The following is an 11,044-nucleotide window of genomic DNA, read 5'->3' on the forward strand; positions in this document are numbered from 1 at the left end:
GGAGCAGCCCGTGGGTCCCCGCCCCGAGCGGCGCGGCGACGCGCTGCGGCGCGGGTCGGCGGCGCTCCGCGAGATCCCGGCGTTCCGGCGGCTGCTCTCGACCTTCGTGCTGCAGGCCCTGGCGACCGGGGCGATGCTCGCGGGCGCCCAGTACGTCGCGACCTACACGCTGGGCTCCGAGGGCGCGGTGACGTTCCTGTTCGTCGCGCTCGTGGGCCCGGCGCTGCTCGTCATGCCGCTCGCGACGAGGATCTCCCGCCGCGTCGGCAAGCGCGCGGCCCTCGTCGGCGCCACCTCGCTGTTCGCGGTCGCCGCCCTGTCGCTGCTGCCGATGCGCTGGGCGCCCGGCGGCTGGGTCTACGTGTCCGTGGCCCTCGCGGGCCTCGCGTACGCCGGCATGCAGCTCTACCCGCTGGCCATGCTGCCGGACGTGGTCGCGGTCGACGCCCGCCAGCGCGGCGAGGACCGGGCGGGCGTGCTCGGCGGCGTCTGGACGGCGGGCGAGACGGCCGGGCTCGCGCTCGGCCCGACCCTCGTGCTCGGCATGCTGGCGGCGACGGGGTTCGTCTCCCGGACGGGCGACGAGGTGGTCACCCAGCCCTCGTCCGCGCTCCTGGGGATCACGATCGCGTTCTCGGTCCTGCCCGCCGCCCTCGCGTTCTCGAGCCTGCTGCCGCTGTCCCGCTACCCGCTGTCGGAGGCCGTCGTCGACGCGACCGCCGCGCCCACCCCCGAGGAGTCGCAGCCGTGAACAGCCGCGAGAGTGCCCGTACCCCCGAGGACGTCCTGGCGGACCTGGCCGCCCTGCGCGCGGCCGACCCGCCCACGCACGGCGGCCGCGTGCTCTCCTACGTCTACGACCCGGGCCGCGCCGACCTCGACGCCGTCGCCGCGGAGGCCGTCCGGCTGTTCCTGCCGGTCAACGGCCTGGACCCGACGACGTTCACGTCGGTGGCGGCCCTCGAGCGCCGCCTGGTCGCGTTCGCGCGCGACGTGCTGCACGGCGACGCCGACACGGTCGGGTCGATCACCTCGGGCGGGACCGAGTCCTGCATGCTCGCGGTGAAGTCGGCGCGCGACCTGTGGCGGGCGGCCGACCCCGCACGCGTCCACGCGCGGCCGACCCTCGTCCTGCCGACCACGGCGCACCCGGCGTTCCACAAGGCCGCCCACTACCTCGACCTCGACGTCGTGCCGGTCGCCGTCGATCCCGCGACGGGCACGCCGACCGCGGCCGACGTCCTCGCGCGGGTCGACGAGCGGACGGCACTCGTCGTCGTCAGCGCGCCGAGCTACCCGTTCGGCGCGATCGACCCCGTGGCCGAGGTCGCCGCCGGCGCGGCCGAGCGCGGGGTCGCGTGCCACGTCGACGCGTGCGTCGGCGGGTGGGTGCTCCCCTGGTGGGGCGACGTCGCGCGGCCGTGGGACCTGGCGGTGCCGGGCGTCACCTCGATCTCGGCGGACCTGCACAAGTTCGGCTACGCCCCCAAGGGCGCCTCCGTGGTGCTCTACCGTGCCCGCGACCGGCACCGCGCGCAGTACTTCGCGACGACCGCGTGGCCGGGCTACCCCGTGGTCAACCCGACGATGCTGGGCTCGCGGGGGGCCGGGTCGATGGCCGCCGCGTGGGCCGTGCTCGAGGTGCTCGGCACGGACGGTCTGGCGGACCTCGTCGCGACGACGCGCCGCGCCACCGACCGCCTGCTCGACGCGGCGGCGGGCATCCGTGGCCTGCGGGTGGTGGGCGCACCGGTCGGGCCGCTGATCGCCCTCGCCACGGACGAGTCGCTGCCCGCGGCCGAGCGGGTCGACCCGTTCACCTTCATCGACGAGGTGCGCCGGCGCGGCTTCCTGCTCCAGGCACAGCCCGCGATGGACCAGCCCGGCGGCGCGCCTCTGCCGCGGACGGCCCACCTGACGATCACGGCCGTCACCCAGGTGGTCGTCGAGGAGCTGGTCGGGGCGCTCGCCGCCGCGGCCGACGCCGTGCGCGGCCGGCCGGCCGCCGTGCCCGACCCGTCGCTCGCCGGACGCGTCCTGACCGAGGGGCTGCCCGACGAGCTCGCGGGCGTCATGGCCACCATCGAGGCGCTGCCGGGGGAGATCGTCCACCCCCTGCTCATCGAGGTGCTCGCGGCGGCGATCGACCCGTCGCTCGAGTGACGGACGTCGCGTCGGGGACGCCCGTCGTGCGCGGTAGGGTGGCTGCTCGAGAGACATTCCTTTAAGACCCGTCCTGTGAGGCGGGGAAGGAGTTTGCTTGATGAGCACTGGCACGCCCACGCCCGCCACGGATGCTGTCGACGACGACGCCAACGTGGTCCTCGGCGCCCCGGAGATCAGCCGGGCCCTCACGCGCATCGCGCACGAGATCCTCGAACGCAACAAGGGCGGCGCCGACGTCGTCCTGCTCGGCATCCCGACGCGGGGCCTCCCGCTGGCCCGCCGCCTCGCCGACCGGCTCGTCGCCGTCGAGCCGGGCCTGGACCCGGCGCTCCTCGTCGGCAGCCTCGACGTGACGATGTACCGCGACGACCTCGCGCAGCACCCCACGCGGACCATCGGCGCCACGGAGATCCCCGGCGGCGGTCTGGACGGCAAGGTCGTGGTCCTGGTGGACGACGTCCTCTACTCGGGCCGCACGATCCGGGCCGCTCTGGACGCGATCAACGACCTGGGCCGGCCGCGCGCGGTGCAGCTCGCCGCGCTGGTCGACCGCGGGCACCGCGAGCTGCCCATCCGCGCCGACTACGTCGGCAAGAACCTGCCGACCTCCACCAGCGAGCGCGTGCGCGTGCTGCTCGAGGAGAGCGACGGGCGCGACGCCGTCCTCATCGAGGGAGGGGTGCGATGAAGCACCTGCTGTCCACGGCCGACCTCGACCTGACCGACGCGGTCCGCATCCTCGACACGGCCGGCTCGATGGCCGCGACGCAGGCCCGGGAGATCAAGAAGCTGCCGACCCTGCGCGGCCGCACGGTGGTGAACCTGTTCTTCGAGGACTCCACCCGCACGCGGATCTCGTTCGAGACTGCCGCCAAGCGGCTGTCGGCCGACGTCATCAACTTCTCCGCCAAGGGCTCGAGCGTGTCCAAGGGCGAGTCGCTCAAGGACACGGCGCTCACGCTGCAGGCCATGGGTGCCGACGCGGTCGTCATCCGGCACCACGCCTCGGGCGCGCCGCACACGCTGGCGACCAGCGGCTGGACGCACGGCGCGGTCATCAACGCGGGCGACGGGATGCACCAGCACCCCACGCAGGCGCTGCTCGACGCGTACACCCTGCGGCGGCACCTGGCCGGCCCCGGCGACGTCACCGGGCGCGACCTGGCCGGGCTGCGGGTCGCGATCGTCGGCGACGTCCTGCACAGCCGCGTCGCGCGGTCCAACGTGCAGCTGCTGCACACGCTGGGCGCCGAGGTGGTCCTCGTCGCGCCGCCGACGCTCCTGCCCGTCGGGGTGGGCGCCTGGCCGGCGCGCGTGTCCTACCACCTGGACGAGGTGATCGCCGACGAGAAGCCGGACGCGATCATGATGCTGCGGGTCCAGCGCGAGCGGATGTCGAGCGCGGGCGGCGGGTTCTTCCCGAGCCCGCTCGAGTACACGCGCCGCTACGGCCTCGACGCGCGCCGGCTGAGCCTGCTCCCCGAGCACGCGATCGTGCTGCACCCCGGCCCGATGAACCGCGGCCTGGAGATCTCGGCGGACGCCGCGGACTCCGCACGCGCGGTGATCGTCGAGCAGGTGGCCAACGGGGTCGCCGTCCGCATGGCCGTCCTGTACCTGCTGCTCGCGGGCGGCGACGCCCCCGCTCGAGCGGGCGCCGCGGGCGCCGAGAAGAACACCGACGAGAAGGGCGCTGACGCGTGACGAGGAACTACCTGCTGCGGGACGTGAGCCCGCTGGGCGACGGCGTCACGGACGTGCTGCTGGCCGACGGCGTGATCGCGGTGATCGGCCCCGACGCCGAGGCGAAGGCAGGCCCGGACGCGGTGATCATCGACGGCAGCGGGCTCGTGCTGCTGCCCGGCCTGGTGGACCTGCACACGCACCTGCGCGAGCCCGGTCGCGAGGACGCCGAGACGGTCCGCTCCGGCACGCGCGCCGCGGCGATGGGCGGCTTCACGGCCGTGCACGCGATGGCGAACACGACGCCGACGCAGGACACGGCCGGCGTCGTCGAGCAGGTGTGGCGGCTCGGTCGCGACGCCGGATGGGCCGACGTGCGCCCCGTGGGCGCGGTCACGGTCGGGCTCGAGGGCGACCGACTGGCCGAGCTGGGCGCGATGGCCGAGTCCGCGGCGCAGGTGCGGGTCTTCTCCGACGACGGGAAGTGCGTGCACGACCCGGTGGTCATGCGGCGCGCCCTGGAGTACGTCAAGGCGTTCGACGGGGTCATCGCCCAGCACGCGCAGGAGCCGCGGCTCACCGAGGGTGCCCAGATGCACGAGGGCGTCGTGTCGGCGGAGCTCGGGCTGGCCGGCTGGCCGGCGGTCGCCGAGGAGGCGATCATCGCCCGCGACGTCCTGCTCGCCGAGCACGTCGGGTCCCGGCTGCACGTCTGCCACCTCTCCACGGCGGGCTCGGTGGAGATCATCCGCTGGGCCAAGTCGCGCGGCATCGACGTCACCGCCGAGGTCACGCCGCACCACCTGATGCTCACCGACGAGCTCGCGCGCGGCTACGACCCGGTGTTCAAGGTCAACCCTCCGCTGCGCACCCAGCGCGACGTCGAGGCGGTCCGCGAGGGCCTGGCCGACGGCACCATCGACATCGTCGCCACCGACCACGCGCCGCACACGCGCGAGGACAAGGACTGCGAGTGGGGCGCCGCGGCGTTCGGCATGACCGGTCTGGAGACCGCCCTCTCGGTGGTGCAGGAGACCATGGTCGACACCGGGCGGATGACGTGGGCCGACGTCGCGCGCGTGCTGTCCACGGCGCCGGCGCGCATCGGGCGCGTGAGCGACCACGGCCGCCCGATCGCGGTGGGGGAGCCCGCCAACCTCACGCTGGTCGACCCGGGCATCCGCCGGGTGGTCGTGCCCGAGGAGCAGGCCACCCACAGCGTCAACTCCCCGTTCCGCGGGCGCGAGCTGTCGGGGTGCGTCATCGCGACGTTCCTGCGCGGGCGCGCGACCGTCATGGACGGCTCGGCCTGCGACGAGAGCATCGTGGTCTCCTCGTGAGTCGGCAGGCCGTCTCGACGATCGTGCTCGTCCTCGTCGTGCTCCTCGTGTTCTGGGGCATGCGGGCGGGCTGGCAGGCGCGGACCCGGCGATCGGCCGCGCTGGTCCCCGAGCTGCCGGCGGCCCCGGCCGACCCGGGGGCGGTGCGGCTCGGCCCGCTGGACGCCACGTACGTCTCGACGACGCGCGCGGGCGACTGGCTCGACCGGGTCACCGCGCAGGGCCTCGGCGTGCGCAGCCCGGCGCAGGTGACGGTCTTCGACGCCGGCGTGCGGATCACCCGCCAGGGCGCCGCCGACCTCTTCGTGCCCGCCGCCGCGGTCCGCGGCGCGACGGGCGCCCCGGGGATGGCCGGCAAGGTCGTCGGGGGAGAGGGCGTCGTCGTCCTCACCTGGCAGGCGGACGCCGCCGACCCCCGCGGCCTGGACACGGGCGTCCGACCGAAGCACGCCGCGGACCGCGCGCGGCTCGTCGACGCACTCACGCAGCTGACCACGGGCGGTACGCCCGCGCAGGAGGAGAACTCATGACCGACGCAGTACTGGTGCTCGAGGACGGCCGCACCTTCACGGGACGGTCGTACGGCGCCGAAGGCTCCACGCTGGGCGAGATCGTCTTCAACACCGGCATGACCGGGTACCAGGAGACGCTGACCGACCCGTCGTACCACCGCCAGATCGTCGTCATGACGGCCCCGCACATCGGCAACACGGGCGTGAACGACGAGGACGACGAGTCGACGCGGATCTGGGTGGCCGGCTACGTGGTCCGGGACCCCGCCCGCCGCGCCTCGAACTGGCGCTCGCGCCGCACGCTGGACGACGACCTGGTGGCGCAGGGCATCGTCGGGATCAGCGCCATCGACACCCGGGCGCTGACCCGGCACCTGCGCGAGCGCGGCGTCATGCGCGCGGGCATCTTCTCCGGCGCGGCCCTGCTGGACGAGAACGGCGAGCGCCGGCCCGACGACGAGCTGGTGACGGACGTGCTCGCCGCCCCGGCGATGGCCGGCGCCGACCTGGCGGGCGAGGTGTCCACCGACGAGGCCTACGTGGTCGAGCCGGTGGGGGAGCACGTCGCGACCGTCGCGGCCGTCGACCTGGGCATCAAGTCGATGACCCCGCAGCGCATGGCCGAGCGGGGGATCCGCGTGCACGTGCTGCCCTCGACGGCCACGATCGACGACGTGCTGGCCACCGAGCCGGACGGCGTCTTCTTCTCCAACGGCCCCGGCGACCCCGCGGCGGCGACGCACGAGATCGAGCTGCTGCGCGACGTGCTCGACCGCCGCATCCCGTTCTTCGGCATCTGCTACGGCAACCAGCTGCTCGGCCGAGCGCTCGGCTACGGCACCTACAAGCTGGGCTACGGCCACCGCGGCGTGAACCAGCCGGTCATGGACCGCGCGACCCGCAAGGTCGAGATCACGGCCCACAACCACGGCTTCGCGGTCGACGCGCCGCTGGACGGCGAGTCCGTCGCGCCGCACGACGGGGGCCGCTACGGCCGCGTCGTCGTCAGCCACGTCGACCTCAACGACGACGTCGTCGAGGGCCTCCAGGCGCTCGACCTGCCCGCGTTCTCGGTGCAGTACCACCCGGAGGCCGCGGCGGGCCCGCACGACGCCGCGTACCTCTTCGACCGCTTCGTCGATCTGATGACCAACGAGAAGGGTGCCGCCTGATGCCCCGGCGCACAGACATCAGCAGCGTCCTCGTCATCGGGTCCGGCCCGATCGTCATCGGCCAGGCCTGCGAGTTCGACTACTCCGGGACGCAGGCCTGCCGCGTGCTCAAGGAGGAGGGCCTGCGGGTCATCCTCGTGAACTCCAACCCGGCCACGATCATGACCGACCCGGAGTTCGCCGACGCCACGTACGTCGAGCCGATCACCACCGAGATCCTCACCACGATCATCGCCAAGGAGCGCCCGGACGCGATCCTGCCCACGCTGGGCGGCCAGACCGCGCTCAACGCGGCGATCGCGCTGGACGAGGCGGGCGTGCTCGAGAAGTACGACGTCGAGCTCATCGGCGCGAACATCGCCTCGATCCAGAAGGGCGAGGACCGCGAGCAGTTCAAGGAGGTCGTCGCGGTGTGCGGCGCCGAGAGCGCGCGCTCCGCGATCGTGCACACGATCGACGACGCGCTCGCCGCCGTCGAGGACCTCGGCTACCCCGTCGTCGTGCGGCCGTCCTTCACCATGGGCGGGCTCGGCTCGGGCATCGCCTACGACGAGGCCGACCTGCGCCGGATCGTCGGCCAGGGCCTGCACTACTCGCCCACCACCGAGGTGCTCCTGGAGGAGTCGATCCTCGGCTGGAAGGAGTACGAGCTCGAGCTCATGCGCGACAAGCACGACAACGTCGTGGTCGTCTGCTCGATCGAGAACGTCGACCCGGTCGGCGTGCACACCGGCGACTCGGTGACCGTGGCGCCGGCCCTCACGCTCACGGACCGCGAGTACCAGCGGCTGCGCGACATCGGCATCGCGGTCATCCGCGAGGTCGGCGTCGACACCGGCGGGTGCAACATCCAGTTCGCCATCGAGCCGTCCACGGGCCGCATCGTCGTGATCGAGATGAACCCGCGCGTGTCCCGGTCGAGCGCGCTCGCCTCGAAGGCGACCGGCTTCCCGATCGCCAAGATCGCCGCCAAGCTCGCGGTCGGCTACACGCTGGACGAGATCCCCAACGACATCACCGGCGGCTCCACCCCGGCGTCCTTCGAGCCCACGCTCGACTACGTCGTCGTCAAGGTCCCGCGGTTCGCGTTCGAGAAGTTCCCGGCCGCCGACGACACGCTGACCACGACCATGAAGTCCGTCGGCGAGGCCATGGCGCTGGGCCGCAACTTCACCGAGGCGCTCGGCAAGGCCATGCGCTCGCTCGACAAGAAGGGGTCGGTCTTCCACTGGGCCGGCGACGCGCTGACCGGCGACGCGCTCGAGGCCCTCGTCGCGACGATCTCCCGGCCGACCGAGCACCGCCTGGTCGACGTCCAGCAGGTGCTGCGCTCCGGCGTCTCCCTCGAGCGGGTCTACGAGCTCACGGGCATCGACCCGTGGTTCCTCGACCAGATCCAGCTCATCAACGAGGTCGCCGAGCAGACGCGCACGGCCGACGCCCTGACCCGCGACGTGCTCCTGCACGCCAAGCGCCACGGCCTGTCGGACGCCCAGATCGCGACCCTGCGCCGCACGTCGGAGGACGCCGTGCGCCGGTCCCGCCACGCGGTCGGCCTGCGCCCGGTCTTCAAGACGGTCGACACCTGCGCCGCCGAGTTCGCCGCGAGCACGCCGTACCACTACTCCACGTACGAGGAGGAGACCGAGGTCGCCCCCCGCACGCGGCCCGCGATCCTCATCCTCGGCTCGGGGCCCAACCGAATCGGGCAGGGCATCGAGTTCGACTACTCGTGCGTGCACGCCGCGCTGGCGCTCAAGGGCGAGTTCGAGACCGTCATGGTCAACTGCAACCCGGAGACCGTCTCGACGGACTACGACACGTCCGACCGCCTCTACTTCGAGCCGCTGACGTTCGAGGACGTGCTCGAGGTCTACACCGCCGAGCTCGCCGCCGGCCCGGTCGAGGGTCTGATCGTCACGCTCGGAGGCCAGACGCCCCTGTCGCTCGCGCAGCGGCTCGCCGACGCCGGCCTGCCGATCCTCGGCACCTCGCCGGCCGCGATCGACGCCGCGGAGGACCGCGGGGAGTTCGGCAAGGTGCTCGAGGCCGCGGGACTGCCGGCGCCGGCATTCGGCACCGCGACCACGCAGGCCGGCGCCCGCGACACCGCGCGCCGCATCGGCTTCCCGGTGCTCGTCCGCCCGTCCTACGTGCTCGGCGGCCGGGGGATGGAGATCGTCTACGACGAGAACCAGCTGAACGAGTACGTACAGCGCGCGCTGGACAACGCCGCCGACGGGGGGCGCGCGGGCACGCTGCCTCCGCTGCTCATCGACCGGTTCCTCGACGACGCCATCGAGATCGACGTGGACGCGCTGTTCGACGGGACCGAGCTGTTCCTCGGCGGCGTCATGGAGCACATCGAGGAGGCCGGCATCCACTCCGGCGACTCGGCGTGCACGCTGCCGCCGGTCACCCTCTCGACGTCCGAGCTCGAGCGGATCCGGCTCTCCACCGAGGCGATCGCGCGCGGGGTCGGGGTGCACGGGCTGCTCAACATCCAGTTCGCGCTGGTCTCGGACGTGCTCTACGTGCTCGAGGCGAACCCTCGGGCGTCGCGGACCGTGCCGTTCGTCTCCAAGGCCACGGGCGTCTCGCTGGCCAAGGCGGCCGCCCTGGTCATGGCCGGCCGCTCGATCGCGGACCTGCGTGCCATGGGCATCCTGCCGGTCGACGACGCGAGTGTCCTGGACCTCGGCTCGCCGGTCGCGGTCAAGGAGGCCGTGCTGCCGTTCAAGCGGTTCCGCACCAAGGAGGGCGTGGTCGTCGACACCGTTCTCGGCCCGGAGATGCGCTCCACGGGCGAGGTCATGGGCTTCGACGTCGACTTCCCGACCGCCTTCGCCAAGTCGCAGGACGCGGCCTTCGGCGGCCTCCCGACGGGCGGGCGGGTGTTCATCTCGGTGGCGGACCGGGACAAGCGCTCGATCGTCTTCCCGGTCAAGCGGCTGGCGGAGCTCGGCTTCGAGATCCTGGCCACCGAGGGCACCGCCTCGGTCCTGCACCGCAGCGGCATCGCGTCGACGGTCGTGCGCAAGTACTCGGCGGGGCGGGGCGCCGCGGGGGAGCCGACCATCGTCGACCTCATCACCGAGGGCTCCGTCGACATGGTGGTCAACACCCCGTCGGGCCAGGGCGCGCGCGCCGACGGGTACGAGATCCGGGCGGCGACCGTCGCGGCCGACAAGGCCATGGTCACCACGGTCCAGCAGCTCGGCGCCGCGGTGCAGGCCATCGAGGCGCGCCAGGCCGGCCCGTTCCGCGTGACCAGCCTGCAGGAGCACGACGCCGCCGCCCTGGTGCGGCGCGAGGCGCGCGCGGCGGCCCGCGCATGACCGTGCCGTTCGGGGCTCGCCTGGCGGCCGCCATGGACGCCCACGGGCCGCTCTGCGTCGGCATCGACCCCCACACCAGCCTCCTGGAGGCGTGGGGGCTGCCCGACGACGCGTCGGGGCTGCGCCGGTTCGCGCTCACCGTGCTCGAGGCGGTCGGCGGGCGGGTCGCGGCGGTCAAGCCGCAGGCCGCGTTCTTCGAGCGGCACGGGTCGGCGGGCGTCGCGGTGCTCGAGGAGGTGGTCGCGGCGGGTCGGGACACCGGCACGCTCGTGATCGTCGACGCCAAGCGCGGCGACATCGGCTCGACCATGGGCGCCTACGCCGACGCGTTCCTCCGGGACGGCTCGCCGCTGGCCGGCGACGCCCTGACCGTCTCGCCGTACCTCGGGTTCGGCTCGCTCGACCCGGCCGTCGACCTCGCGCTCTCGTCGGGACGCGGGCTGTTCGTCCTGTGCCTGACCTCCAACCCGGAGGGGCCCGAGGTGCAGCACGCGCGCACCCCCGACGGCGCGAGCGTGGCGGCGGCCATGGCCGCGCACGCGGCCACCGTGAACGCCGGGGTGACGCCCATGGGCTCGATCGGTCTCGTGGTCGGCGCGACGGTCGGCGACGCGGCGGCGCGGACCGGCACCGACCTCACGCGCGTCAACGGCCCGCTGCTCGCCCCGGGGGTGGGCGCTCAGGGTGCCGGCGCAGCGGACCTCGCGGCCGTCTTCGGCCCGGCCCGGCACCAGGTGCTCGCGTYGTCGTCGCGCGCCGTGCTGGCGGCCGGCCCGGACGTCGCGGCGTTGCGCGCCGCGGCGCGGGCGGGAGCCGACGAGGCCACCGTCGCG

At 73.9% G+C, this 11,044-nt stretch carries 9 protein-coding genes; all 9 read left to right on the forward strand.

The window, feature by feature from the left end; all coding sequences use genetic code 11:
* Window positions 1-751 (forward strand): MFS transporter (locus AC1DT4_RS19760; RefSeq protein WP_477091462.1); only part of this gene is annotated, 751 nt, incomplete at its 5' end.
* Window positions 748-2,163 (forward strand): pyridoxal phosphate-dependent decarboxylase family protein, encoded by a 1,416-nt coding sequence (locus AC1DT4_RS19765; RefSeq protein ID WP_477091463.1) that lies wholly within the window; start codon window positions 748-750, stop codon window positions 2,161-2,163. The genes AC1DT4_RS19760 and AC1DT4_RS19765, both read left to right, overlap by 4 nt.
* A 100-nt stretch (window positions 2,164-2,263) precedes the next feature.
* The gene (gene pyrR, locus AC1DT4_RS19770) at window positions 2,264-2,854 is read left to right on the forward strand and encodes a bifunctional pyr operon transcriptional regulator/uracil phosphoribosyltransferase PyrR (protein ID WP_477091464.1); all 591 of its coding nucleotides are present in this window, start codon (window positions 2,264-2,266) and stop codon (window positions 2,852-2,854) included.
* Complete coding sequence (locus AC1DT4_RS19775) at window positions 2,851-3,870, forward strand: aspartate carbamoyltransferase catalytic subunit (RefSeq protein WP_477091465.1); 1,020 nt, start codon at window positions 2,851-2,853, stop codon at window positions 3,868-3,870. Before pyrR ends, AC1DT4_RS19775 begins: the two co-directional genes overlap by 4 nt.
* The gene (locus tag AC1DT4_RS19780) at window positions 3,867-5,189 is read left to right on the forward strand and encodes a dihydroorotase (RefSeq protein WP_477091466.1); all 1,323 of its coding nucleotides are present in this window, start codon (window positions 3,867-3,869) and stop codon (window positions 5,187-5,189) included. The genes AC1DT4_RS19775 and AC1DT4_RS19780 overlap by 4 nt, the downstream gene beginning before the upstream one ends.
* Complete coding sequence (locus tag AC1DT4_RS19785) at window positions 5,186-5,719, forward strand: PH-like domain-containing protein (RefSeq protein ID WP_477091467.1); 534 nt, start codon at window positions 5,186-5,188, stop codon at window positions 5,717-5,719. The genes AC1DT4_RS19780 and AC1DT4_RS19785 overlap by 4 nt, the downstream gene beginning before the upstream one ends.
* The gene (gene carA / locus AC1DT4_RS19790) at window positions 5,716-6,873 is read left to right on the forward strand and encodes a glutamine-hydrolyzing carbamoyl-phosphate synthase small subunit (RefSeq protein ID WP_477091468.1); all 1,158 of its coding nucleotides are present in this window, start codon (window positions 5,716-5,718) and stop codon (window positions 6,871-6,873) included. Before AC1DT4_RS19785 ends, carA begins: the two co-directional genes overlap by 4 nt.
* Window positions 6,873-10,211 carry a carbamoyl-phosphate synthase large subunit gene (gene carB / locus AC1DT4_RS19795; protein ID WP_477091469.1) on the forward strand — a complete coding sequence of 1,113 codons (3,339 nt, stop codon included), beginning with the start codon at window positions 6,873-6,875 and terminating at the stop codon, window positions 10,209-10,211. Before carA ends, carB begins: the two co-directional genes overlap by 1 nt.
* On the forward strand, window positions 10,208-11,044 hold an 837-nt coding region (pyrF, locus tag AC1DT4_RS19800), incomplete at its 3' end, for an orotidine-5'-phosphate decarboxylase (RefSeq protein ID WP_477091470.1). The genes carB and pyrF, both read left to right, overlap by 4 nt.

The organism is Cellulomonas sp. P4_D11 (assembly GCF_056401915.1).

Coding starts and splice junctions, on each gene's coding strand:
- AC1DT4_RS19775 (WP_477091465.1), top strand. CDS start 2,851: ATGAAGCACCTGCTGTCCACGGCCGACCTCGACCTGACCGACGCGGTC.
- carB (WP_477091469.1), top strand. CDS start 6,873: ATGCCCCGGCGCACAGACATCAGCAGCGTCCTCGTCATCGGGTCCGGC.
- pyrR (WP_477091464.1), top strand. CDS start 2,264: ATGAGCACTGGCACGCCCACGCCCGCCACGGATGCTGTCGACGACGAC.
- carA (WP_477091468.1), top strand. CDS start 5,716: ATGACCGACGCAGTACTGGTGCTCGAGGACGGCCGCACCTTCACGGGA.